The organism is Burkholderia sp. A2 (assembly GCF_001729305.1).
Lineage (GTDB): Bacteria > Pseudomonadota > Gammaproteobacteria > Burkholderiales > Burkholderiaceae > Burkholderia > Burkholderia sola.
In genome coordinates, this window is sequence record NZ_LZXX01000105.1 from 144801 (window position 1) to 169669 (window position 24869).

The 24869-nt window shown below is 68.8% G+C and carries 22 protein-coding genes; 9 read left to right on the forward strand and 13 right to left on the reverse strand.

The genetic code is table 11. The features are described 5' to 3' along the window. Positions 1 to 15 precede the first annotated feature (15 nt). Positions 16 to 1203, forward strand: coding sequence for a YncE family protein (locus A9Z05_RS21170; protein ID WP_069619784.1), 1188 nt, complete (start codon positions 16 to 18; stop codon positions 1201 to 1203). 167 nt (positions 1204 to 1370) lie between these two features. Here the strand turns inward: A9Z05_RS21170 and A9Z05_RS37940 are convergent, their stop codons facing one another. Beyond that, positions 1371 to 1505, reverse strand: coding sequence for a hypothetical protein (locus A9Z05_RS37940; protein WP_006405345.1), 135 nt, complete (start codon positions 1503 to 1505; stop codon positions 1371 to 1373). Positions 1506 to 1911: 406 nt separating this feature from the next. Between A9Z05_RS37940 and A9Z05_RS21175 the strand changes: the two genes are divergently transcribed. Next, the gene (locus A9Z05_RS21175) at positions 1912 to 2379 is read left to right on the forward strand and encodes a hypothetical protein (RefSeq protein WP_069619785.1); all 468 of its coding nucleotides are present in this window, start codon (positions 1912 to 1914) and stop codon (positions 2377 to 2379) included. Positions 2380 to 2449: 70 nt separating this feature from the next. After that, positions 2450 to 3262 carry an alpha/beta fold hydrolase gene (locus A9Z05_RS21180; RefSeq protein ID WP_069619786.1) on the forward strand — a complete coding sequence of 271 codons (813 nt, stop codon included), beginning with the start codon at positions 2450 to 2452 and terminating at the stop codon, positions 3260 to 3262. A gap of 55 nt (positions 3263 to 3317) precedes the next feature. Here the strand turns inward: A9Z05_RS21180 and A9Z05_RS21185 are convergent, their stop codons facing one another. Genes A9Z05_RS21185 through A9Z05_RS21195 form a run of 3 tightly spaced genes read right to left on the reverse strand, consistent with a single transcriptional unit; the run spans position 3318 to position 7392 of the window. After that, positions 3318 to 5306, reverse strand: coding sequence for a DUF4034 domain-containing protein (locus tag A9Z05_RS21185; protein ID WP_256122054.1), 1989 nt, complete (start codon positions 5304 to 5306; stop codon positions 3318 to 3320). 14 nt (positions 5307 to 5320) lie between these two features. After that, complete coding sequence (locus A9Z05_RS21190; RefSeq protein ID WP_069619788.1) at positions 5321 to 6103, reverse strand: DUF1266 domain-containing protein; 783 nt, start codon at positions 6101 to 6103, stop codon at positions 5321 to 5323. Beyond that, on the reverse strand, positions 6097 to 7392 hold the full coding sequence (locus tag A9Z05_RS21195; RefSeq protein ID WP_069619789.1) for a hypothetical protein: 1296 nt from the start codon (positions 7390 to 7392) through the stop codon (positions 6097 to 6099). The genes A9Z05_RS21190 and A9Z05_RS21195 overlap by 7 nt, the downstream gene beginning before the upstream one ends. A 137-nt stretch (positions 7393 to 7529) precedes the next feature. Between A9Z05_RS21195 and A9Z05_RS37005 the strand changes: the two genes are divergently transcribed. The 3 genes from A9Z05_RS37005 (at position 7530) to A9Z05_RS21205 (ending at position 10546) form a co-directional block, all read left to right on the forward strand. Next, positions 7530 to 7892 carry a hypothetical protein gene (locus A9Z05_RS37005; protein WP_176730233.1) on the forward strand — a complete coding sequence of 121 codons (363 nt, stop codon included), beginning with the start codon at positions 7530 to 7532 and terminating at the stop codon, positions 7890 to 7892. Between the two features lie 93 nt (positions 7893 to 7985). Beyond that, a complete protein-coding gene (gene ampC, locus A9Z05_RS21200; RefSeq protein WP_069619790.1) occupies positions 7986 to 9155 on the forward strand; it encodes a class C beta-lactamase in 1170 nt (389 codons plus the stop codon). A 488-nt stretch (positions 9156 to 9643) separates the two neighbouring features. After that, positions 9644 to 10546: a LysR substrate-binding domain-containing protein gene (locus A9Z05_RS21205; RefSeq protein ID WP_069619791.1), complete on the forward strand. Its 903-nt coding sequence runs from the start codon at positions 9644 to 9646 to the stop codon at positions 10544 to 10546. 104 nt (positions 10547 to 10650) lie between these two features. On the opposite strand, the gene A9Z05_RS21210 is transcribed toward A9Z05_RS21205, so the two are convergent. The 4 genes from A9Z05_RS21210 to A9Z05_RS21225 form a co-directional block, all read right to left on the reverse strand. Next, entirely contained in the window at positions 10651 to 12045 is a 1395-nt protein-coding gene (locus A9Z05_RS21210; RefSeq protein WP_069619792.1) for an efflux transporter outer membrane subunit, read from the reverse strand. Further along, on the reverse strand, positions 12042 to 15233 hold the full coding sequence (locus A9Z05_RS21215; RefSeq protein ID WP_069619793.1) for an efflux RND transporter permease subunit: 3192 nt from the start codon (positions 15231 to 15233) through the stop codon (positions 12042 to 12044). The genes A9Z05_RS21210 and A9Z05_RS21215 overlap by 4 nt, the downstream gene beginning before the upstream one ends. Next, entirely contained in the window at positions 15230 to 16411 is a 1182-nt protein-coding gene (locus tag A9Z05_RS21220; protein WP_256122056.1) for an efflux RND transporter periplasmic adaptor subunit, read from the reverse strand. Before A9Z05_RS21220 ends, A9Z05_RS21215 begins: the two co-directional genes overlap by 4 nt. A gap of 311 nt (positions 16412 to 16722) precedes the next feature. Further along, positions 16723 to 17067 carry a DUF4148 domain-containing protein gene (locus A9Z05_RS21225; RefSeq protein ID WP_176730234.1) on the reverse strand — a complete coding sequence of 115 codons (345 nt, stop codon included), beginning with the start codon at positions 17065 to 17067 and terminating at the stop codon, positions 16723 to 16725. Positions 17068 to 17397: 330 nt separating this feature from the next. On the opposite strand from A9Z05_RS21225, the gene A9Z05_RS21230 reads away from it, so the two are divergent. Both A9Z05_RS21230 and A9Z05_RS21235 read left to right on the forward strand, forming a co-directional pair. After that, positions 17398 to 18417 (forward strand): aldo/keto reductase, encoded by a 1020-nt coding sequence (locus tag A9Z05_RS21230; protein ID WP_069619795.1) that lies wholly within the window; start codon positions 17398 to 17400, stop codon positions 18415 to 18417. 17 nt (positions 18418 to 18434) lie between these two features. Next, on the forward strand, positions 18435 to 18851 hold the full coding sequence (locus A9Z05_RS21235; protein WP_069619796.1) for an SRPBCC family protein: 417 nt from the start codon (positions 18435 to 18437) through the stop codon (positions 18849 to 18851). Between the two features lie 170 nt (positions 18852 to 19021). On the opposite strand, the gene A9Z05_RS21240 is transcribed toward A9Z05_RS21235, so the two are convergent. The 5 genes from A9Z05_RS21240 to A9Z05_RS21260 form a co-directional block, all read right to left on the reverse strand. Further along, positions 19022 to 19933, reverse strand: a complete 912-nt coding sequence (locus A9Z05_RS21240; RefSeq protein ID WP_069619797.1) for a LysR family transcriptional regulator — start codon at positions 19931 to 19933, stop codon at positions 19022 to 19024. Between the two features lie 160 nt (positions 19934 to 20093). Further along, positions 20094 to 20876: an ABC transporter substrate-binding protein gene (locus A9Z05_RS21245; RefSeq protein WP_069619798.1), complete on the reverse strand. Its 783-nt coding sequence runs from the start codon at positions 20874 to 20876 to the stop codon at positions 20094 to 20096. 40 nt (positions 20877 to 20916) lie between these two features. Further along, positions 20917 to 22353 carry an NAD(P)/FAD-dependent oxidoreductase gene (locus A9Z05_RS21250; protein ID WP_069619799.1) on the reverse strand — a complete coding sequence of 479 codons (1437 nt, stop codon included), beginning with the start codon at positions 22351 to 22353 and terminating at the stop codon, positions 20917 to 20919. Further along, positions 22350 to 22649: a (2Fe-2S)-binding protein gene (locus A9Z05_RS21255; RefSeq protein ID WP_069619800.1), complete on the reverse strand. Its 300-nt coding sequence runs from the start codon at positions 22647 to 22649 to the stop codon at positions 22350 to 22352. Before A9Z05_RS21255 ends, A9Z05_RS21250 begins: the two co-directional genes overlap by 4 nt. After that, positions 22642 to 23766, reverse strand: coding sequence for an FAD-binding oxidoreductase (locus A9Z05_RS21260; RefSeq protein WP_069619801.1), 1125 nt, complete (start codon positions 23764 to 23766; stop codon positions 22642 to 22644). The genes A9Z05_RS21255 and A9Z05_RS21260 overlap by 8 nt, the downstream gene beginning before the upstream one ends. Positions 23767 to 23915: 149 nt before the next feature. Here A9Z05_RS21260 and A9Z05_RS21265 point away from each other — a divergent pair, with 149 nt between their 5' ends. Beyond that, positions 23916 to 24866: a LysR family transcriptional regulator gene (locus A9Z05_RS21265; protein WP_069619802.1), complete on the forward strand. Its 951-nt coding sequence runs from the start codon at positions 23916 to 23918 to the stop codon at positions 24864 to 24866. The last annotated feature ends 3 nt before the right edge of the window (positions 24867 to 24869 follow it).

The following is a 24869-nucleotide window of genomic DNA, read 5'->3' on the forward strand; positions in this document are numbered from 1 at the left end:
GGAGAACCGACCGCCATGCATTCGAATCCTTTCCGCCTGCGCCGCGCGCGCCTGCTCGCCGCGCTGACTCTCGCCACGACGACCGTTGCCGTGCATGCCGCCGACTGGATCGTGTCCGGCAACGACGGCAAGTACCAGCGCGTCGAGGGCCGCGACACCTATCTGCCTTCTCCGCCCGCCGACACGCTGACGCTGCTCGATGCCAGTACATTCCCGCCGAAGGTCGCGGTGCAGGTCGACGTCGAGAACGGCATCCAGGGGCCGCCGCAGGCCGTCGCGATCACGCCGGACGCGAAGCTCGCGCTGGTCGGCGCGCCGACGCGCTACGACACGGCCGCGAAGCAGCTCGTATTCGACACGTTCCTGCAGGTCGTGAATCTCGACAGCGCGCCGCCCGCGATCACGCGCATCGAGCTCGGCACGCATCCGCAAGGGATCGCGATCGATCGCTCGGGCCGGCTCGCGCTCGTCGCCAACGTCGACGGCAGCGTGTCGATCCTGCACATCGACGGCGCGCAGGTGACGCTCGACGGCACCCTGAAAATCGGCAAGAAGCGGCTGGCCGGGATCAGCTTCACGCACGACGGCAAGCATGCGCTCGTGTCGCTGCGCGACGAGCAGGGCATCGCGGTGCTGAACGTCGACGACGGCAAGGTGACCGACAGCGGCACGCGGTTGAGCACGGGCGTCGCGCCTTACACGATCGACGTGTCGAGCGACAATCGCTGGGCCGTCGTCAGCAACGTCGGGCTCGCCGGACTGCCCGGCTATACCGGCACGCTCGCGGGCGACGCCGATTCGGTCGCGCTGATCGACGTGTCGCGCGTGCCGTTCCGCACGGTCCAGTATTTGACGGTGCCGTCGCTGCCGGAAGGCGTCGCGATTTCGCCGAACGGGAAGTGGATCGCCGTGCAGGCAATGGACGGCTCGAACCTGACGGCCGACAACCCGGGCCGCCACAAGCTCGGCAAGGTGCTGCTGTTCGAGATCCGCGACGGGCAGGCCGTGAAGGTGAACGAGGTGCCGGGCGGCGAAGCCGCGCAGGGCATCGTGTTTACCGCCGACAGCCGGCACGTGATCGTGCAGTTCAACGTCGAACGGCAGCTTGCGTTGTATGCGGTCGAGGGCGGCAAGCTGCGCGACACGGGCAAGCGGATCGCGCTGACGGGCGGGCCGTCTTCGTTGAGGACGTTGCCGCGCTGACGGGCTTTGTTCACGGCTCGTGGCGACGGAGCGTATGCGGGCCGTTCGGCCGTGAGGGGCACGCGCCCCTTCAACGGATGAAGGCGCGGGCGAACCGGCGGCGTGTACACGAGGATGCGTGCGAAAAGAAGCGCGCGGTACGGCCGCACCGGGCCGCACGACCGCCGTTACGGACGCAGCAGATCGAACCCGCCGAAAACCACGACACCGCTGAGCGCGATCATCGCGACGGAGTGCTGGCCGAAGTAGAGAATCGCGGCGGCGAGCCACGTCGTGATGCAGAAGGCGCCGATGCGGGCCATCGTGTGTTCCTCGAATGCGTGATGAAGTGAATGCGTGCCGCACGGCGTTCGCCGCTCGGGCGGTGAGCGGGGTACGCATGCAGGCGGACGGAAAAGGCGACTCGGGAAGCCGCGAGGGGGCGTCGGCATACGTTGCATGCCGTGCCTCGACAGTCCGGAGCCGGAGCCGGCGGCATCGCGCGATCGGGCCTGAAGGAGGCGTCCGACGTGCGCATCCCGCCGGCGAAGCGGCGATTTTACCAGCGCCGCCATGCCGCCAATCTGGCCCTTTCGCGATCAATGTCGGTCATCGCGCGGCAATTCACCCGACCCCGATATTCAAGTTTCGTGTGATGAGTGCCGTAAATGAACTGGCAGGCGATTTCCGCCCCCCGTCATTTCGTTTACCGACACACGAACCGACACGATGCAGATCGATTTCTCCACGACCGCGCGATCGCCGCTCGCGGACAGCGGCGTGACCGCGAACCCGCCCGCCGCGACGTCATCCACCAGCGGCGCGGCGGATGCCGCGAGCACGACGGGCGCCACCAGTGCGACCGGCACGACGGGCGCCACCGGCACGAAGGATTCGACCGGCGTCACCGGCGCAACGCCCGGCGCAGCGGCCGCATCGCAGGAAGACCCGGCGGTCGCCCAGCTGAAGGCGCTGATCGAGCGGCTGCAGAAGCAACTCGCGACCTTGGAGCAGCAGATGGCCACCGCGGCCCAGCGCGCGAAGGACGACCCGGCCGCAGCCATCGAGCAGCAGTCGCTGAGCGCGGAAGCCGGCGCGATTTCGGCCGCGCTTGCCACGGCGATCTCGCAACTCGCCGCGGCGCTCGAGAAATCCGGCGGCTCGCAGTCGGGCGGGCTGGTGTCGACGCAGGCCTGAGCGGCCACGGCGGCGTCGGCCGCACGCATTACAATCGCACGCTCGTCTCCCTCTCAAGGACGGCTGAACGATGAATGCGGAACTCGACGACGACGAACTCGTTCGCTTCGACGCGCACGGCGGCACGCCGCTGCCGGCAGCCGACGCCGAAGGATGGCTCGACCATGACGGCGCGCGCATCTGGTACGCGTCGTTCGGCCAGGGGCCGGCGGTCGTGCTGTTGCACGGCGGCCTGGGCCACGGCGGCAACTGGGGCAACCAGGTGCCGGCGCTGCGCGCGGCCGGCTACCGCGCGATCGTGATCGACAGCCGCGGGCACGGCCGCAGCACGCGCGACGACCGCCCCTATTCGTACGAACGCATGGCATCGGACGTGCTGGCCGTCCTCGACACGCTGCACGTCGACCGTGCACGCTTCGTCGGCTGGAGCGACGGCGCATGCATCGCGCTCGTGCTGGCCGCCCGCGCACCGGAACGCGCGGCCGGCGTGTTCTTCTTCGCCTGCAACATGGACCCGGGCGGCACGAAGGAGATGGCGCCGAGCCCGCTGATCGACCGCTGTTTCGCGCGGCACCGCAAGGACTATGCGCGACTGTCCGCGACACCGGAGCAGTTCGACGCGTTCGTCGCGGCCGTCAGCGAAATGATGCGCACGCAACCGAATTACACCGCGCGGGATCTCGCGGCGATCGCCGTGCCGGTTGCGATCGTGCAGGGCGAGCACGACGAATTCATCCGGCCCGAGCATGCGGCGTACCTTGCGCGGACGATCCCGGGCGCGACGCTGACGATGCTGCCCGGCGTGAGCCATTTCGCGCCGCTGCAGCGGCCCGCGCGGTTCAACGCGGCGATGCTGGCGTTTCTCGACCGGCTGCCGGAATGATCCACGGGCAGGGCGCGCGGCCCGCGGGTGAGCGGGCGCGTGCGGCGGCCCGCGTTCAGACCATCGCGTTGTCGGCGCCGGGAATCTCGTGCGCCTTGATCTGCTTGCGCTGCAGCTTGTAGCGCAGCTTCCCGAGCATGCCGTCCTCGTGGCTGACCCGCGTGATGGTGCGCACGTACTCGTCGTCCGGCGCGATGGCCTGCGCCCCCATGATCCAGCGCACGCTGTCGCGATAGTCGTACAGCGACTTGTCGTTGACGTCGGCAAGAAAGAACGACAGCGCGGCCATTGCGGCCGGGTGGCCGCCTTCGGCATGCCGGCGCAGTTCGTCGACGTAGCGATGGCGCGACGGATAGTCGTCGATGTCGCCGATGAACATCAGCATGCACTCGAGGCCGTCGGTATGCCCCATCTCGTGCGCCTTGCGCGCGGCCTCGACGGCTTCGACCTGCATGCGCGCGCGTTCGGCCCGGTCCGTGCTGGTCTGCCCGATGTGATGGTACGTGTAGCCGAGCCGGTACGCGGCCATGTTGCCGCCGGCTTCCATCGACTCGCGGAAGTAGTGGGCGGCGCGGTACGGGTCGGCCTCGACATGCGTGCCGTCCTTGTAGAAGCACCCGAGCAGGTAGTCGCACGAATCGCCGCCCGCCTCGTATCCGATCCGGCAGATGGCGAGCGCATCGGCGGGGCGCCGGTTTTCATACTCGAGGGCGGTGGCGACCTGGTTCCAGGCGAGCGAGCCCGGCTCGTTCACGCGTGCCGCTTCGAGCCAGGCGTCGCCGCGCGCGTCATCGTGGGCGAAACCGAACGTGCCGGTACGATGTCCGTAGCCGCGCAGGATCATCGCCGCCGTGCACGCGCGTGCGTCCGATGCGCGTTCGATCGCGCGGGTCAGCCAGGCGCCATCCGGATCGAGGGCGAGCGCGAGCCGCAAAGCCATCGCCATCGCGCGGTTGTCGTCGATCGGCTCGTTGCGTTCGGCTTCCTGCAGCCGCGCGTAGGCCTGTTCATACTCGTTGCGTTTGAAATGGCTGTAGGCGAGCCAATGCAGCGTTTCCCAACGGTGATACGGATGCAGCGCGGCGTTCGCACGCGCGAGCGTTGCGGTCATCGCGTGGCGCGCGTCGTCGTCGTCGTCATCCGCATCGAGCGTGCTGCCGGCGTAGTCGTCGCGCCAGATCTCGTGCAGCAGCCGATCCTTCTCGACCGCATCGAGGTGCGCGCACGCGTCGGACGCGACGAACGCGCGGATGTGATCGTGCGAGCCGCCCCAGCGCGGCTGCATGTACCAGATGAACGTGCGCATCGGGAAGAACAGCTTCGGGTGGATGTGCAGCGTCGCTTCCATCCAGTACCACTTTTCCTTGCGCAGCTTCCTGCCCTGGACCGGGCCGGGCAGCGCGTCCGGAAATTCCGGCGGGCAGGCGACCGGCACGTCGGGGTTCAGCCCCGAACGCGCGAACATGTGCTGCAGCTCGGCGCGCGTGGCTTCGTCGTCGGCGCCGGCGTTCAGGCGCAGTTCGGTGACGGGCCAGCGACGCTCGCGCACGAGCTGCGCGAGCCACTCGGGTTCGCCGAACGACGACACGCTCGTGAAGATCACCATCGGCGCGCTCCACAACGTCGGTGCGAGCGCCAGCGCGCGCAGCGCCGCGACGAGCGTCAGCGTCGCGCACGCATGCGCGCCGATCCAGCCGGCTTCGGTCACCGTCTCGGCCCAGCCGCTGCCGCGGTATTCGTAGGCCCAGTGGTGCCAGTAATGCGCTTCGCACAGCCACGCGTGCGCGGAGCGCGGGTTCGCGGCCTGCCATGCGCGCAGGCGCGCGAGTCCTTCGGCGCCGGCGTCGATGCACGGCTGCACGTCGGCCGGCAGCGCGTCGACGTACCGCCCCTCGGCGGTGCGATCGGCGAAGCTGGCCGCGAGCGCGGCATCGAGTTGCGCGTCGAGCGCGGCATAGTCGCCGGCGCGCAGCAGCGCGTCGATGTCGCAGACGAACCAGCGGGATGTCGCGGGCGGAATCAGGTCGGCGGAGGCGGAGGACATGTCGGTATCGGCGGTCATGACGAAACGGGTTGGGGGTCGAAGATGCGGTAGCGCTTCCACGGCAGCGAAAGCCAGTTTCCGGACGGATTGCGCAGGTACTCGCGCACTTCCTGCGTGGCGCGCGACGACGCGGGGCCGTCCTGGCCGCTGCCGCGCAGCCACTGCTGGCGCGCCCGCGCATACGCGAGCCCGAAGTCTTCCCAGCTGTCGAAGCTGTCCTGCGCGCGCTGCGCATTGAGCAGCAGCACGACCCACGCGTGCTGTTCGGACGTCCAGCCGAGTAGCGCGATGCAACGGACGAGAAACGCGGTGCGCGCGCAATCGAATGCGAGTGCGTCGCGCACGCGCCCGATCGCGGCGAGCTGTTCGTAGAAGCCGTCGTGCGAGCGGCCGACGCCGCGAATCCAGCCCGCGAGGATCGACGGCACGCGCTGCACGATCTGCCACTCGGGCAGGTCGGCCGGCAGGTCGAGTTCGCGCCGTACCTGGCGCGCGAGCTGTTCGCGCTGCGAATCGGGCAGCGCATGGACGAGGTCGTCGCAATCGCAGCGCAGCCCGTTGCGGATCAGCAGGATGTCGGCCAGCGCGAGCGCCCAGCGGCGGCGGTTCGGCGGCGCCTGCTCGGCCTGCGCCTGCGCGAGCCTGACGGCCATGGTTTGCCGCACCGGCACCGTGCTGTCGGCGCTCGCGGCCTGGTCGGCGTCGACTTCGCGCACCATCCGTGCGGCGACCCGCAACGAGCGCCACACGTACCACACGAGCCCCAGCACGGCCACGCCAAGCAGCAGTCTCAGCATGACGCGCTCCCGTCCGTCGGCGCAGGCAACGCGAACGCCGCGCACAGCGCGGGATCGATCGCGATGCCTTCGATCTCGAATGCGGTCGCCGCCGGCGGTGCGTCGGGTGCGCGCGCGCTCGGCAGCGCATCGGCCGGCAACGCATGGCGCGCGGCCGCCGCGACGGCGGGATCGATCTGCCGCAACTGGCCGAGCGCATAGGGCGCATTGCGCAGCAGCAGCCATTGCAGCACGGCCGGCGGTTGCTCGAAATGCTCGATCAGGTGGGAGTTCTCGCTCATCACGCTCAGCAGATGGTCGGACGAGCGCACGTCGGTGACGAAGGTCCACGCGCCGGTGGCCGCGCCCGGCGCATCCGGTTCGAACACGAGGCCCATGCCCTCGCAATCGGGATGACGCTCGCCGCGCGGCGCGAGCGCACGCAGGAACTGGCGAACGTCGTCCGCATAGCGGCGCACCGGATGGCGATTCTGCTTGCCCTTGATCTGGTCGATGCGCAGGCCGTCGCCGCTCGCCTGCAGGCTGATCGTCACGTGCGGCTGGTTGCCCGCGCCGCGCAGCGTGAAGAGGCGCAGCCGGCCGTCTCGCGCGGCTTGCGCGTACTGCTCGCCGTAGCCGCCGCGCAGCCGGCGGCGATCCGCGAACTGGCCGAGACAGTGCTGCATGTAGTACGACTCGTACGCGAGCTCCTCGCGCAGCGCCGCATGATCGCCGACGAATTCGCACACGATCCCGTTCGGCGTGCGCAGCACCTCGCGCAGCGCGAGGCCGCTGCTCGGCACCCAGCCCTTGTCGCGGCGCGCCTGCATCCGCTGGTGCTCGCGTTCCCACATGTCGAGCGCCATCGCGCAGGTGATGCGTTGCAGTTTCTGCGCGAGCCGCGTGCCGGCGCGCGAGCGCAGGAATTCGACGAGCACGCGCTCGCGGTCGATCAGCAGCATGTGCTCGGGATCGATGAAGTAGAGCGCCGCCGGCTCGGCGGCGGGCGGCGGCGCATCGGGCGTCGGGCCGGATGCCGCGGATGCCGATTGCGCGCGGAACCGGCGCACGAGCCACTCGGGCGCCGGCCGGTCGGCGCCGGCAAGCGCGCGGTAATCGGCCAGCGAAGCGAGCGGCTGCGCCTGCTCGAACGCCCCGACGACCCAGCGGAAGAAATGGTTGCCGAGCCACGCGCGGATCTCGGCCGGATCGCCGCGCTCGGCGCTGCGGCGCGCGATGGCCGCCTTGATGTCGGGCGCATTGACGACATCGCGCGGCCGATAGGCCGACGCGGCCACGGTTTCGGTCACGGGCTCACTCTCCGGTCGGGCAGGGCGTGCGCGGGCAGTGCGCGCGGGACCCTGGCGGTTCTTCTGGCTCAACGACGAAACGGCGAACGTGCGCGCGGAAATGCGGCGGCGTCGCGTATTTCGGTTCAGGTCGGTCGGTGCGTGAAAATCACGCGACCACGCGGGAGCGGGCGATCGGGAAAGGGCGATACATTGTTTCTCTCAGGATGGGTTTTATTTTTTGCTTCCGCGAGTCTACTTCGATCCATGCGGATGAATCAATCGCGCCGCTGGCCGGCGCCGGCGGATCTGACAAGAGTTATCTCTTTTTCGTCGATTTTCGATACCGCGCCAATCGACCGCCGGATTCGATGCTGTCGAAACCGACAGGTTTTCCTGAAAACCGGGCATGCGGCCCGGAGGCGATCGTGGTCCGTCCGGCATTCTCCACGTCTCATAAGTTTTTCTTTCGGCTCGCGCAACATATCCTCGATTGTTGGCGGCCGGGCGGTAGCGGATAGTCCTGCTTCGACAGGCCGGCCGACGCGCGCTGCGCGCGGCGCGGCCGGATCTGCTGTCCATGCAACCATCAGAAATGGAAAGGAACCGCACCCATGCGATTCAACGCGACACGCTTCGCGGCGATCCTGTTCGTCGCCGCATGCGCGACCGCCACGGCCGGTCGCGCGGCCGCCGTCACGCAGGACGCGCTCCACGACACCGTCACGCGCCAGATCGCACCGCTGATGAAGCAGTACGCGATCCCCGGCATGGCGATCGGCATCGTCGCCGACGGCAAGCCGTACGTGTTCGACTACGGCGTGATGTCGACGCAAACCGGCAAGCCGGTGACCGGCGACACGCTGTTCGAGATCGGCTCGGTCAGCAAGACGCTGACCGCGACGCTCGCCGCGGACGCGCAAGAGGGCGGCGAACTGTCGCTCGCGGACCCCGTGGCCCACTATCTGCCCGAGCTGCAGGGCAAGCCGTTCGGCGTCGTGACGCTGCTCCAGCTCGGCACGCACACGCCCGGCGGGACGCCGCTGCAGGTGCCGGACAGCATCCGCGACGACGCGGGCCTGATCCGCTATCTCGACGCGTGGCGGCCCGAGTATGCGCCGGGCACGCACCGCAAGTATTCGAACGTCGCGATCGGCATGCTCGGCTGGCTGACCGCGAAGGCGACGCACAAGGATTTCGCGACGCTGATGGCGCAGCGGCTCTTTTCCGCGCTCGGGATGACGCACACGTACATCGACGTGCCCGCCGCGCGCATGGCCGATTATGCGCAGGGCTATACGAAGGACGGCAAGCCGGTGCGGATGACGGAAGGCATGCTGTGGCAGCCGGCGTATGGTGTGCGGACCACGGCGGCCGACCTGCTGCGCTTCGTGCAGGCGAACCTGGGGATGATCCAGACGGCGCCGCGCCTGCAGCGCGCGATCGAACGCACGCACACCGGCTATTTCCGCGCGGGGCCGCTGACGCAGGATCTGATCTGGGAACAGTATCCGTATCCGGTCGCATTGCCCACGCTGCTCGCGGGCAACGCGCCCAAGATGCTGTTCGATGCGGTGCCGGCCCGCGCGATCCAGCCGCCGCTCGCGCCGAACCCCGCGACCTGGATCAACAAGACGGGGTCGACCGGCGGCTTCAGCACGTACGTCGCGTTCGTTCCCGCGAAGCGGATCGGGATCGTGATGCTCGCGAACGGCAACGTGCCGATCGAGGATCGCGTGAAGGCCGCGTACCGGATTCTCGGATCGCTCGGCGACGGCCGGTAACGGCGCCGCGCTCGTGCCGGGGAGCCGGCGTCGCGTGGTCGCCGGCTCCCCGGCACGAGATCACGGCCGACGTCCGCACGCTGGTCGAAGCAGGATGCGTCCGACACGGCCGATCATCCCGCCGCGCGCAAAGCTGTTTTAGTGATTCACGCCTTCCGCCGCTGGCGCCGGCCGCCGATACTGCGACGCACGACTTTTTGCGAGACGGTGCCGCATGACCCGTCTCGCCTCCGGAGCAACGAATGAAAGGGGCCGTGATCTGCAACGGCATGATCTACGGCGACGGCCTCGGGCTGCGTTGCGAGAAACGCGCGTCGACCTGCGCGTGTTCGCGGGTCGGGCCGCCCGCTTCATACCCGCCTATTCGGACAATATTCGCTGCGAATTATTGAATCGAAATCAACTGTGATTCGCGTGTGCGCCCGCTTATCAAACGGGCCCGGCGGCACTATCGTGACGGTTCCTGACACCGCTGACGATTGCCGACCATGAAGACGACCCTCGACGAGATGCTCGCGTTCGTGACCATCGCCGATACCGGTTCGTTGACGGGGGCGGCCGACAAACTGCACCAGCCGACCTCGGTGATGAGCCGGATCCTGCGACGCCTCGAGGAAAAGCTCGACACCACGCTGATCCGCCGCACGACGCGCCGCCTTGAAGTGACCCAGGAGGGCACGCTTTTCCTCGACTACGCGCGCGACATCATCGCATCGGTCGAATTCGCCGAGGAACAGATCGCGAGCCAGCGCGAGACGCCGGCCGGGCGGCTGCGGATCAATGCGGCGATGCCGTTCATGCAACATGTGATCGCGCCGATGATGCCCGGCTTTCGCGACGCGTATCCGGCGATCGAGGCCGAACTTCATACGAGCGACGAAATCATCGACCTGCTCGAACAGCGCGCCGACGTCGCGATCCGGATCGGCGAGCTGCGCGATTCGACGCTGCACGCCCGCAAGCTCGGCAGCAGCCGACTGCGCATTCTGGCGAGCCCCGCCTATCTGGAGAAAGCCGGCGTACCGACGAGCGTTGCCGATCTCGCGAACCATACGCTGCTCGGTTTCGTGCAGCCGGAAACGCTGAACCACTGGCCGCTGCGTACCGCGGACGGCGACGTGTACCGCATTCATCCGGCGCTGCAGGCGTCGAGCGGCGAGACGCTGCTGACGCTCGCGCTCAATGGCGCGGGCATCGTATGCCTCGCCGACTATATGACGGGCACGTATCGCCGCGATGGCAGCCTCGTCGAACTGCTCGTCGACGACACGGTCGAGTTTCGCCAGCCGATTCATGCGGTGTTCTATCGCAATGCGACGCTGTCGTCGCGCGTCGTCAGTTTTCTCGACTATGTGAGCGCGCAGTTGAAGGAAGGCGGCGACATCGATTGAGTCGATGCCGCACGCGCGGGTTCGCGCCATGTAACAGGGGCGACGGGTTCGAATGACATCGAACCCGTCGCCCTTTGCGCATCGGTCGATCCCGGCCCACGCGCTTACTGCCCCAGCGCGCTCATCAGCCTGACCCGGCTCAGCGTTTCCTCGGTGCGTACCTGCGCGAGCGAATCCTCGGCCGCGAGCAGTGCACGCTGCACTTCCAGCGTGTCGATGAACGCCGATTCGCCGCTGCGCCAAGACCGGTTGATCTGCGTGTACGCGCCGCGCGCATTCGACACCGCGCGCTCGAGGCGCTCGGTTCGGCCGTGATTTCGGGCGACCGCGGCCACCGATGTCTCGACGTCGGCGACGGCCGTCAGCACCGCCGTGCGATAGGCGGCGAGCGCCTGGTCGGCCTGCGCGCGACGCAGCGCGACGACGCTGCGCCGCCGTCCGCCGTCGAACAGCGGTGCACTCGCGCCGGCGCCGGCCATCCACGCGAACGAACGCGCGAGCGACGCGCCCGAGAAACCGTCGATTGCCGCGCCGATCACGCCGATCAGCTGCAGGTGCGGCTTCAGGTCGGCCTCGGCCACGCCGATGCGGGCATAGGCCGCGACGACGCGTGCCTCGGCCGCGCGCACGTCGGGCCGCCGGCGCAGCAGATCGGCCGGCGTGCCGATGCCCGGTGCGGCGGCGGTCCACACCGGCTCGGACACGGGCGGGTCGAGCCGCGCATAGACGTCCTGCGGCGTCGACGCGGTAATGATCGACAGCCGATGGATCGCGGCCTGCCGCTGCAGTTGCAGCGCGGGCAGTTCGGCCAGCGTCGTTTCCGTTTGCGCGGCGGCACGGTCGACGTCGGCGACCGGCACGACGCCCGCGTCGAACAGGCGCCGTGTCGATTCCTCGGTGCTGCGCTGGCTCAACCCGTTGGCCTCGACCAGCGCGAGCCGCTGTTCGAGGCCGCGCACCGTCACATAGGTGCGCACGGTTTCGTCGATCGTCGCGATCCGCACGGCCGCCGCATCGTTTTGCGCCGACGCAATATCCGCGTCGGCCGCCGACACCCCCTGGCGGATGCGGCCGAAGATGTCGATTTCCCACGCGAGGCTCGCATTCAGGTCGAATGCGTTGCCGATCGTCGGCGTGTCGGTCGGGAACGCCTGCGAGGCGGACAACCGCCGGCGGCTGGCGCCGCCATTCAGATCGACGGACGGCAACCCTTGCGACGCCGCGCCGATGCGCACCGCGCGGGCCGCGTCGATGCGCGCGACGGCCGCCTGCAGATCGAGGTTGTTCGCGAGTGCCGTGTCGATCAGCCGGTCGAGGATCGGATCGTGGAAGCCGCGCCACCACGCAGCGGTGTCGGCGGCCGGGCCGCCGGCCGCGAGATCCGCGTTCGCATAGGTCGCGGCCAGCGGCGGCGGCGCGACGGTGGCGACCGGCGCGCTCGTGCACGCGGTCAGGACGGCCGCAGCGGACAGCGCGGCCACGAGTCGAACGAACTTCATTGCACCTCCTCCGGTGCGACGGCCGCGACAGCGGTCTGGCGCATCGCGAGCCGGCGAACCATCACATAGAACACCGGCGTGAACAGCAGCCCGAAAAACGTCACGCCGATCATCCCGAAGAACACTGCCGCGCCGACCGCCTGGCGCATCTCCGCGCCCGCGCCTTCGGAGATCACGAGCGGCAGCACGCCGAGGATGAACGCGAGCGACGTCATCACGATCGGGCGCAGCCGCTGCACGCACGCGTCGACGACGGCCTCGACGAGTTCGGCGCCGTCGGCCTCCAGCTGCCTTGCGACCTCGACGATCAGGATCGCGTTCTTCGCGGCGAGCCCGACCAGCACGATGAAGCCGATCTGCGTGAGGATGTTCACGTCCTGGCCGAGCGCGCGCACGCCGAGCGAGGCGGCGAGCAGGCACATCGGCACGATCAGCAGGATCGATACCGGCAGGCTCCAGCTGCCGTACTGCGCGGCGAGCACCAGATAGACGAGCAGCACGCACAGCGGGAACACGAGCAGCCCCGTGTTGCCGGCCGTGGTCTGCTGATACGACAGATCGGTCCACTCGAACGAGATGCCGGGCGGCAGTACCTGTTTCGCGAGCGTTTCCATCGTCGCGATCGCGAAGCCCGAGCCGAGGCCCGGTGCGGTATCGCCGTTGATTTCGGTGGCCGGATACAGGTTGTAGCGCGGCGCGCGATCGACGCCGAGCATGTCGTCGATGCGCGTCACGCTGCCGATCGGCGCCATCTCGCCGTCGCGATTGCGCACCTTCAGCCGTGCGAGATCCGACGCGTCGACGCGGAACGGCAGGTCCGCCTGCGCGGTCACGCGATAGGTGCGACCGACGATGTTGAAGTCGTTGATATAGGTCGAACCGAAATACGTCTCGACCGCGTCGTTGATCGCCTGGCTCGGCACGCCGAGCATCTCGGCCTTCTCGCGGTCGAGTTCGACGTGCACCTGCGGGCTCGTCGCGGAGTAGGGCGTGTAGACGCCGACCATGCCGGGCGTGCGGTTGGCGGCCGCGACGAGATCCTGCGTCGCCTTCGCGAGCGCGGCGGTGCCGAGGCCGTTGCGGTCTTCGAGCCGCATCGCGAAGCCCCCCGTGCTGCCGAGGCCCTGCACCGGCGGCGGCATCGCGACGACGATCGACGCTTCGGTGATGGTCGCGAGCCGCTTGCGCATCTCGGCGGCGATCGTGTCGATCGTCAGGCCGCGTGCCTTGCGTTCCGGCCAGGGCTGGAACACCGGGAACAGGCCGGCGCTGTTCGCCGAGTTCGTGCCGGTCGCCGCGTTGACGCCGGAGAATACCGGCACGCGCGCGACACCGGGCACCGACAGCGCGATGTCCTCGATCTTGCGCGCGACCGCGCTCGTGCGTTCGAGCGTCGCGCCGTCGGGCATCCGCACGAGCACGACGAGGTAGCCGCGATCCTGCGCGGGAATGAAGCCCTTCGGGCTCGACACGAGCAGGTAGCCGGTCGCGGCGATCAGCACCACGTACAGTGCAGCCATCGCGGGAATGATCCGGACGATTTTCCGGACCAGCCGGCCATAGGCATCGGACAGGCGCTGGAACAGGCGGTTGAACGCGGTCGAGAAGCGCCGCGCGACGCGCATCGCCGGCGCGAACGGCGCGGCCATGCGCGATGTCGGCGCGAGGGCGTCGTGGTCGCCGGCGTGCGCTTTCAGCATCATCGCGGACAGCGCGGGCGCGAGCGTCACCGACGTGAAGAACGAGATCGCGGTCGACACGGCGATCGTCACGCCGAACTGTCGGAAGAACTGGCCCGAGATGCCGGGAATGAACGAGGTCGGCACGAACACCGCGCACAGCACGAGCGTGATCGCGAACAGCGCGCCGCCGACTTCCTTCATCGTCAGCAGCGTCGCGTCGCGTGGCCCGGCGCCGGCCGATAGGTGCCGCTCGACGTTCTCGACCACGACGATCGCGTTGTCGACGACGATCCCGACCGCGAGCACGAGGCCGAACAACGTCAGGTTGTTGATCGAATAGCCGAGCACGGCCATCGCCGCGAACGTGCCGACGAGCGACACCGGAATCGACAGGATCGGAATGATCGACGGCCGCCAGCCTTGCAGGAACAGCAGTACGACGAACACGACGAGCACGACAGCTTCGTAGATCGTCTTGACGAGTTCGTGGATGCTGTCGCCGATGAACGCGGTCGGGTTGTAGCCGATGTTGTAGACGATGCCCTTCGGGAAGTCCGTGGACAGTTGGGCCATCTTCTTCTCGACCGCGTCCATCGTCGCGACGGCGTTCGCGCCGGGTTGCTGCAGTACCTGCAGCGCGATCGTCGGATGGCGCAGCATGTAGCTGTCGGTCGCATACGCGAGTGCGCCGACCTCGACGCGCGCCACGTCCTTCAGCCGGACGAGCCTGCCGTCCGTGCCCTGCTTGACGACGATGTCGCTGAAATCCTCCGGGCGCTTGAGCCGCCCTTCGAAGATCAGGTTCGGCTGGAACGCCTGGTTCGCGATCGGCGCCTGCGCGACCACGCCGCCCGCGAGCTGCGTGTTCTGCGAACGCACCGCGGCGATCAGGTCGGCCGGGCTCAGGCCGAACGACGCGACGCGCTCGGGGTCGAGCCAGATGCGCATCGAGTATTCGCGCGCGCCGAGCGCGTTGATGTCGCCGACGCCTTCGATCCGCTTGAGCACGTCCGCGACGTTGCGGATCGCGTAGTTCGATACGTACAGCGGATCGTAGCGCTGGTCGGGCGAGTACAGGAAGATCGTACCGAGCTGCGTCGGCGACGACTTGCGTACCGACACGCCGCTGCGCTGCACGGGCTCGGGCAGGCGCGGCGTCGCGAGCGCGACGCGGTTCTGCACGAGCACCTGCGCCTTGTCGACGTCGGTGCCGGGCTTGAACGTCACGGTGATGTTCAGGCTGCCGTCCGACGTCGCCTGGCTGTACATGTACAGCATGTCTTCCACGCCGTTCACTTCCAGTTCGATCGGCGTCGACACCGTTTGCGAGACCGTTTCCGCGGAGGCGCCCGGGTAGGTCGCCTGGATCACGACGGTCGGCGGCGCGATGTCCGGATACTCGGACACCGCGAGCGAGAAATAGGCCAGCGCGCCGACGATCGTCAGCACGATCGACAGGACGATCGCGAGCACCGGCTGCTGGACGGACAGGCGGCCGAGGTTCATTGCGCGCTCCCGGTCGTGCCGCTCGCCGCGTGGGCCACCATGGCCGCGTCGATCGCGCGCGGCACGGCCTTGACCTTGTCGCCGGCCTGCACGCGCTGGAAGCCGTCGACGATCACGCGATCGCCCGCGTTCAGCCCCGCGTTGATTTCGCGCAGGTTGCCGTGCAGGCGGCCGGGCGTCACCGGGCGGATCGCGACGGCGCCGTTCGCGTCGACGAAGTACAGCACGCGGCGCGTCGCATCGGTCGCGACGGCCGTATCCGGCACGAGCAGCGCGTGGTGCGCGACACGGCTCGACAGATACACGCGGCCGAACTGGCCGGGGCTCAGGCGCCGGTCCGGATTCGCGACGCGCGCGCGCTGGCGCAGCGTGCCGGTCGAGTCGTCCAGGCGGTTGTCGACGAAATCCATCGTCCCCGTCAGCGACGGCTGCGCGTCGCCCGGCAGCGCGATCGCGACCTGCCGCGACGACGCGTTGCCGCCGCTTTTGCGCGCTTCGCGCGTATAGCGCAGGTAGCTTTCCTCGTCGACGTCGAAGTAGATGTCGATCGGGTCCTGCGACACGATCGTCGTCAGCACGGTCGCGTCGCTGTCGCCGCCTTTCACGAGATTGCCCTCGCTCACGCGTTTGCGGCTGATGCGGCCGGACATCGGCGCGACGATGCGCGTGAACGACAGGTCGAGCCGCGCGCGTTCGAGGGCGCCTTGCGCGCTCGTCACTTCGGCCTGCGCGCTTTGCACGGCCTGTCTGCGCTGGTCGTAGAGGCTCTGCGCGATCGTATCGGTCTTGATCAGGACGCTCGCGCGCTCGAAATCCTGCCGGCTCAGTTTCAGTTGCGACTGCGCGCGCTCGAGCGCACCCCGCGCGGCCGTGACGGCCGCCTGGTACGGGCGCGGGTCGATGACGAACAGCAGGTCGCCCTTGCGGACGACCGCGCCGTCCTGGAACGCGACCTTGTCGAGATAGCCGCTCACGCGCGGGCGCACGTCGACGGTGTCGACCGCTTCGAAGCGGCCGGTGTAGACGTCGACGTCGTGGACGTCGCGCGCGACGGGCGCGCTGACGATCACGCTCGGCGTCGCGGGCGGCGCCTTGTCGTCCGACTGGCAGCCGGACAGCGCGAACAGCGCGGCCAGCGGAACGGCGGCCAGCACGGCCGGTCGCGCGATGCGCTTCAATCCTGGATATCGGTTCATATGCGTGCGAAATGTCGAGTGGGGCGCGTGGCGCCGGACGGTGCGAAGTATCGTGCGCGGCGCGCGGCGGATAAACCGATGAAGCGGCATAAGAACTTGTACTGCGCAGTCACGAATCGCGGCCCACAGCGGCGACGCGCGAGCCGGTTTCGCGGAGCAGGACGAGGGAACGGAAATGCAGCGACGACGCGCGGCCCGAATGCCTGTTCAGGCGATTCGGGCCGGCCATGCGGAGGGGACGGACGAGCGGGTGCGCGTATCGAAAGGCGTGCTCTCGTGCGCGCCGACGTGACTCAATGACCGCGATAGATCGAGTCGCGGCCGTTGATCATCATCGCGCGGCCGGATTCGCCGGTGGTGCGGGGTTCGCTGCCGTAACCGGTCTTGTCCGCGGTCGGGGCGGCGTGCGGCGCTGCCTGCGCGACGGCGTTCTCGCGCACGCGCTTTTCGGCGGCAAGGATGGCGGCCGGATACTGGTTGTGATCCAGCGCCGGGGTGTAGCCGACGGCCGCGAGGCGGGCCATCTCGGCCTTCACTTCGGCACGGGTCAACTGATGGTCGGCCGATTGCGCGAACGACAGCGCCGGTGCGGAAAGGATCAGGGCGGCGAGGGTGGAGGAAACGAGCGTTTTCATCATGGGTACCTGTGTGGTTGAGTCAGCCGCAACCAACGTCGACCCCGTCGATGTCGTTGCGAGTGCACCCAATATAGGTATCGCGGCGGCCGGGAAAAATGGCCGTCCCGCCAAATCATTTTTGATCCCGAGTCATGAATCGAGCGTGAATTCGGTCGGTAGCCTTGCCTGTCGGGCCGTTCGCCCGAACAGCGCGCCGGAGCCGCGGATCGAAACGGGCCGCAGATCGCCCGGTCAGACCTAACGGGACTCAACTGTGTCGAATTCCGTCTTGGACAGACTTAACCCGTGTGCCTAGACTGAACCCGCTTTCCATCCTTCCCTGGAGAAATCATGAGTCTCAAAGACAAGCTGCCCGGCAACAAGATCCTCGGTTTCGGTACCGCCCCGCTCGGCAACATGTTCCGCAACATCCCCGACGCGGAAGCCGCGGCCACCGTCGAAGCCGCGTGGCAACACGGCATCCGATATTTCGATTCGGCCCCGTTCTACGGCGCCGGCCTCGCGGAAATCCGCCTCGGCGACGCGCTGGCGAACCATCCGCGTGACGAATACGTGCTGAGCACGAAGGTCGGCCGCGTGATCCTCGACGAAATCGAAGACGTGTCGGCGCGCGATCTCGGCGAAAAGGGCGGCCTGTTCGAACACGGCCGGCCGAACCGCATCGTCAACGACTACTCGGCCGACGCGACGCTGCGCTCGATCGAGGACAGCCTGAAGCGCCTGCGCACCGACCGCCTCGATATCGTGTGGGTGCACGACATCGCGCAGGACTTCTACGGCGACGAATGGCTCGCGCAATTCGAAGTGGCGCGCAAGGGCGCGTTCCGCGTGCTGGGCAAGCTGCGCGAAGAAGGCGTGATCAACGCATGGGGCCTCGGCGTGAACCGCGTCGAACCGATCGAGCTGGTGCTCGACCTTGCCGAACCGCAACCGGACGGCATGCTGCTGGCCGGCCGCTATACGCTGCTCGATCACGAGCGCGCGCTGCAACGCGTGATGCCGGCGGCAGCCGCGCGGAACGTCGGGATCGTCGTCGGCGGCCCGTACAGCTCGGGCGTGCTCGCGGGCGGTACACACTTCGAATATCAGAAGGCTTCGCCGGACATCCTCGCGAAGGTCGACCGGATCAAGGCGATCGCCGCGCGTTACGACGTGCCGATCAAGGCTGCCGCGCTGCAGTTCTCGATGTCGCATCCGGCCACCGTCGCGGTGATTCCGGGCGCGAGCCGTCCGGAGCGGATCGCGGAAGACCAGGCGGCGCTGAACGTGGCGATTCCGGCCGACTTCTGGCGCGAGATGCGCGAACAAGGTCTGATCGCGGCCGATGCGCCGCTGCCGGCCGATCGTTGATCCTGGCAGGTGACGACATGGCACAGGCAAATGCAGGTATCGAGGTCGCGGCTTCGGCCGACACGGTTTGGCAACTGATTGGCGGCTTCGGGTCGTTGCCCGACTGGCTGCCGTACATTCCGGCCAGCGAACTGAGCGAAGGCGGGCGCGTGCGGCGTCTCGCGAATCCGGCGGGCGACGCGATCGTCGAGCGGCTGGTCGCGTTCGACGAAGCGGAGCGCAGCTATACGTACGCGATCCTCGAAGCACCGTTCCCGGTCGTGAACTATCGCTCCACGCTGCGCGTGCGCGAGCACGGCCCGAACGCGTCGACAGTCGAGTGGTCGGGCATGTTCACGCCGCACGGCGCGACCGACGAGGAAGCCGTCCGGCTGTTTCGCGGGATCTACGAAGACGGCCTCGCGGAGCTAGCGAAGCGTTTTGCGCCGGCTTGATGGCAGCGGCACGCGGCATCGTGTGAGCAGGAGCCTGGCGAAATCAGGCTCCGTCAGCGCCTTCGTTACGGGCCTCGGCCTGCTGCGAAGGCGTTGGCGCATGCGTGGTGCGCGCGATGCGCGGGAAAGATCGGGGCGCGAAGCAATCGACGCTCCGCGCTTTCAGCGATTCAATTTCCGACTGCCGCGACGACCTCCTCGCCGGTGAGGATCTCGCGGAAGATGCCGACCAGCGGCCGCAGGTTGACCTTGTGCCATGCGGCCCACAGCGGCGTGCGGTAGCTGAACCACGGCAGCTCGCGCAGCACGACGCCTTCCGGCACCTGGCGACGCAGACTCTGCTGGATCATCGTCACGCCGAGCCCCGCGGCCACGAGGCCGAGCGCGGCGAGCGGCTCGGTTGCTTCCACCGAAATGTCCGGCGAGAAGCCGGCCTTCGCGCAGGCCGCGACGAACGCGCCGTGACGCGGCGCGCTGTCCTGCTGCGTGACGCCGATCCACGCCTGCGCGGCGAGATCGTCGGCGACGAGCGTCTTTTTCTTCGCGAGCGGATGTCCGTCGGGCATCGCGAGCAGCATCGGATCGTCCAGCACCTTCGTCGATTCGAGTTCGGGATCGTCCGGCGCGGGCGGCTCGGTGACGAGCGCGATGTCGAGGCTGCGCTCGCGCAAGCCTTCGAGCTGCGCGGCCGATTGATAGTTATACAAAGCGATGTGAACGGACGGGCGCCCGGCGCGCAGCGTTTTCAGCGCGCGCGGCAGCACGCCCGAGTGCGTGGCCGTTTCGAGGTAGCCGATGCAGAGGCCGCCTTCGTCGCCGCGGCCGAGCCGGCGCGCGAGCGATTCGAGCCGGTTCGCGTGGCGCAGGAACGCGTGCGCTTCGCTGAGGAACGTGCGCCCGTCGCGCGTCAGGCGAATGCGCTGCTGGCTGCGTTCGAACAGCGTGAGGCCGAGCTTTTCCTCGAGCTGCGCGATCTGGCGGCTGAGCGGCGATTGCGAAATATGCAGGCGCTCGGCGGCGCGGCCGACGTGTTCCTCTTCCGCGACCGCGATGAAGTACTGAAGCTGGCGGATGTCGAGCATGTCAGACCTTACGGGACTCAAGATTGACGAATTATGTCCCGAAAAGACTTATCCGTGCAACCTGGAGACCGCTCGACGCGGCGCGGCACTGCCGAGCGCCGCATGGCGCAGCGCTCGCATGAGCCGCTCGGGCGAAGCGGAGCCGCCCCCGTATTTGCCGTCAGTTCCCGTACATGTCGAAGTCGAAGTATTTCGACTGGATCTTGTTGTACGTGCCGTCGCTGCGAATCTGCGCGATGGCGCGATTGAGTGCGTCGCGCAGGTCGGTGTCGGCCTTGCGTACGCCGGCCGCGTCGCCGTTGCCCATGATCTTCGCGTCGTACACCACGCCGCCGGCGAACGAGAAGCCCCTGCCGCGCGGCGTCGACAGGAACCCGAGCTGGCCTTGCACGGCATCCATCAGCACGCCGTCGACGCGCCCGGTGACGAGATCCGCATACGCCTGGTCGTAGCTCGGGTACGGCACGACCTCGACCTTCGCGGCCGCCCACTTCTCGCGCGCATAGGTTTCCTGGATCGTGCCCTGTTCGACCGCGACGCGCTTGCCGGCGAGCTTCGCCGCGTCCGGCAGCAGCCCGGATCCGGTGCGCGCGATCAATCGCGTCTGGTTGCGGTACAGGCGATCGGTGAAGTCGATCTGCTGGCGCCGCTGTTCGGTCGCGGCCATCGACGACAGGATCACGTCGAACTTGCGCGCCTGCAGCCCCGGAATCAGCCCGTCGAAACTGCTCGATACCCACACGCATTTCGCATTCAGCTTCGCGCACAGCGCGTTGCCGAGATCGATGTCGAAACCCTTCACGCTGCCGTCGGTCGCCGTCGACTCGAACGGCGGGTAGGTCGGATCGACGCCGATGCGGATGGTCGTCCATTCCTTCGCCGACGCGAGCGACGCGAAGGCCATCGCGGCGGCGGAAAGGAGAATCGTGATGCGCGTCTTCATGGTCAGGCTCCGTTCGTGTGGGGAAGAGTGGGCGGGCGCGTCAGCTCGGGAATTCGCCGCGCTGAAAATCGTTCGACAGTTCGAGCGCGTCGGCCATCTCGCCAATGGCGACCGGCTTGATCGGCGCGCGAATCCGGTAGTGACCGACGTCGCCGACGCTGCGTTGCTGCACGTCGGCGATCAGTTCGCCGACCGTCGTGCCGCACCAGCGGCCCTGGCACGGGCCCATCCCGCAGCGCGTAAACGCCTTCATCTGGTTCGGTCCCTGGCAGCCGAGCGCCGCGAGCTGGCGGATTTCGCCGGCCGTGACTTCCTCGCAGCGGCACACGATCGTGTCGTCGTCGGGGTGGCGCAGCGTGGCAGGCGGCGTGTACAGCGCATCGAGCAGCGGGCGCACCGCGAGGTGGCGGCGCAACGCGTGCAGCACCGGGCGTTCGCGTGCGGCCTGCCGTTGCGCGTCGAGGGTACCGAGCCGCGCGGCGATGTCGAGCGCGGACACTTCGCCGGCGAGCGCCGCCGCCCGCGCGCCGCCGATGCCCGCGCCGTCGCCCGCAATCCACACGTGCGGCACGCTGCTGCGGCCGCGCGCGTCGCACTGCGGCCGCCAGCATGCCGACGATTCGTCCCATTCGTGTGCGCAGCCGAGCGAACGCGCGAGCTGCGTCGACGGAACGACACCCTGATGCAGCAGCACGAGCGACGTGTCGAGCGTCTGCACGACGCGTTGCGCGTCGCGAAAGCGGATGCATTCGGCGCGGTCGTCGCCGTCGATGCGGATATCGGTCGTGCCGCGATACACCGGAATCCCGGCGCTGCGCACCGCGCGCAGCATGCGCCAGCCCTTGAGCAGATAGTCGGCACCGCGCAGCGCCGGCAACGCATGCGGGAGCGCGCGGCGCCACGCGTCGCGCGGTGTCGTGTCGACCAGCGCACGCACGCGCCGGCCGGCATTCAGCAATTGCGCGGCGAACAACCACAGCAGCGGGCCGCTACCGGCGAGCACGGCGTCGGCCGATGGCGCGAGGCCGGACGCTTTCAGCAGCGTCTGCGCGGCGCCGACGCCCATCACGCCGGGCAACGTCCAGCCCGGCACCGGCCACGCCCGCTCCTGCGCGCCGGTCGCGATCAGCACCGCGCGTGCGCCGATTTCGAGCGTGCCGCGCGACGGGCCGCTTTGCGTGAGCATCGCGACGGGTTCCGGCTCGAACGCGATTTGCCATACGATGCTGCGCGGCAGGTAATGCGCGCCGCTCGCGAGCAAGCCGTCGACGAGCGGGCGGCCTGCCGTGTAGTCGGCGCCGAGCCATTGCGCGAGCGGCGCCGGTGCGTCGGCCACGTTGCGATAGATCTGGCCGCCGGGCGCGCGGCCTTCGTCCGCGACGACGACCGACAAGCCGGCCGCACACGCGGCAGTCGCCGCCGCCATGCCGGCCGGCCCGGCGCCGACGATCAGCAGGTCGCACTGGCGGCGCGTCATGCGAGCCTCGCCTTGCCGTGCATCGTGCGCACGTGCATGCCGTCGGCGACGGGCGTCATGCAGCCTTGCACGTTCGGCACGCCGTCGATGTCGACGAGGCAGTCGAAGCACACGCCCATCATGCAGAACGGGCCGCGCGGCACGCCGCTCACCGCGCTCGTGCGGCACGCGGCCGAACCGGCGGCGAGCATCGCGGCCGCGACGCTGTAGTGCGCGGGCACGTCGTGCGGCGTGCCGTCGATATGGATGCGCACGCGTTCGGGCGTCGCGGCGGCGGGAACGAGGGATTCAAACATGCCGGGCTTCCGTGGGCGCGGCGAAGCGCGCGGTGGTAAAGGCGGACAGGTCGGCCGGCGCGGCGTGGCCCGCGATCCACGGCGCGACGAGATCGGCGTGGGTCGCCGCGAGCGTCACGCCGCTGTGGCAGATCGCGATGAACGCGCCGGGATACGTGGTCGACGCCTCGTAGACGGGCAAGCCGTCGGGCGTCATGATGCGCAGCGCACCCCATGCGCGCACGATGCGTGCATGGGCCAGCGCCGGGAACGCAGTGCGCGCGCGGCGCGCGATGTCGACCATGGCGGGGCGCGTCTGCCCGTCGTCGAAGCCGACGTCTTCGGCCGAGTCGCCGAGCAACACCGAACCTTCCGCCGTTTGGCGAACGACGAGCGTCGGATAGTCGAGAAACGGCGCGAGGCGCTCGGTGACCATGATCTGGCCGCGCAGCGGCGAGATCGGCGCGCGCAGGTCGACCATTGGCGCGAGCCGCGCGTTGTCGAGGCCGGCCGCGAGCACCACGCGCCCGGCTTCGAGTTGCGCGTGGCGCGTGTCGATCTCGAAGCGCCCGGCGCGCGGGCGGATCTCGGCGACTTCGCTGCGCGGCAGATAGACGCCGCCGCACTGCTGGAACGCCTGCAACATCGCGCGCAGCGTGGCGAGCGGATTCGCGTGACCGTCGTTCGGCGACCACAGCGCGCCGGCCAGCGACGGCGACGCCGACGGGATGAGCCGCCGCAGCGCGGCGGGATCGAGCACCTCGTACGACAGCGCGGCGTCCTGCCGGCGCAGCGATTCGAGCAGGCCGGTCGCACCGTCGAGTTCCGCGCGATGCTCGAACAGCTCGATGCCGCCCGGCCGTTCGAACGCACAATCCACGCCCGTTTCGCGCTGCAACTGCGCGGCGAACGCGCGCCAGCGCGCCGACGATTCACACGACCAGTGCGCATACGGCAGGCAGCGGCCGCCTTTGCCCTGCACCCACACGAGCCCGAAATTGCCGCGCGCCGCGCGAAACGCGATGTCGTCGCCGTCGCACACCGCGACGCGTTGGCCGAGACGCGCGATGCCCCACGCGATGGCCATGCCGACGAGACCGCCGCCGGCCACGACGACGTCGAAGCGGCGCACGGTCATGCGCGGCTCCGGTGTCGCGGACGAGGCGGTTGCATGTTATATCCCATGGCGGTGCGGCTCCTTGCTTTCAGTACGTTGCGGAACCGATGTTCGGACAGGCAAAATGGGCTGTCCAATACAGCTTGATCAACGACCCATAATCCAGTGTTATGACCACGCCCTCGCTCAGGATTCGCCAGATCGAAGCGTTTCGCGCGGTGATGCAGCGCCATACCGTCACGCGCGCGGCGCGCGATCTCCATATTTCGCAGCCGGCCGTGAGTCGGCTGATCGCCGATCTCGAGGAGCGGATCGGCTTCGTGCTGTTCGAGCGGCAGCAGGGGCGCTTCACGCCGACCGCGCAGGCGCGCGTGCTGTACGAGGAGGTCGAACGCGCGTTCGTCGGCCTCGACCGCGTCGCGCAGGCCGCCGAGCAGATCCGCGCGATGCGGCGCGGCACGCTGCGCGTGGCGGGTTCGCCCGCCGTCGCGCTCGACCTGCTGCCGGAAATCGTCACGCGTTTCTCGCACGCGCATCCGGGCGTCGACATCACGCTGCTCGCGCACAGTGCGTCCACCGTCGTCGACAAGGTCGCGTCGGGGCAATGCGATGTCGGGCTGATCGCCGAACCCGTCCCGCATCCGGCCGTGCGCGGCGAGCGGCTCGCGGAAAGCGCGATGTGCTGCATCGTGCCGCGCGGGCATCGGCTTGCGCGCAAGCGCGTCGTGCAGCCGGCCGACCTGCGCGACGAGTCGTTCATCTCGTTTCCGCCGAGTTTCGAGGCGCGCAGCGCGATCGACCGCGTGTTCGTCGAAGCCGGCGTGTCGCGCGTGCTGTCGATCGAGGCGCAGCTGTCGCGGACGATCGTCGCGTTCGTCGCGAACGGCGCCGGCGTCGCGCTGATCGATCCGGTGACGGCCGCGTACGCGGGCCAGCGCGTGGTCGTCAAGCCTTTCGAGCCGGCCGTGCCCGATCACTTCTACCTGGTGACGTCCGCATCGCAGCCGCTGTCGATGATCGGCGACGCGTTTTGCGCCGATTTGCGCGATGCGTTCGCGAGGATGCACGCACCCGGTTCGACACGGGTCGACTCGCCCCTGCCCGCGTCGAACCGCCGATGAGAT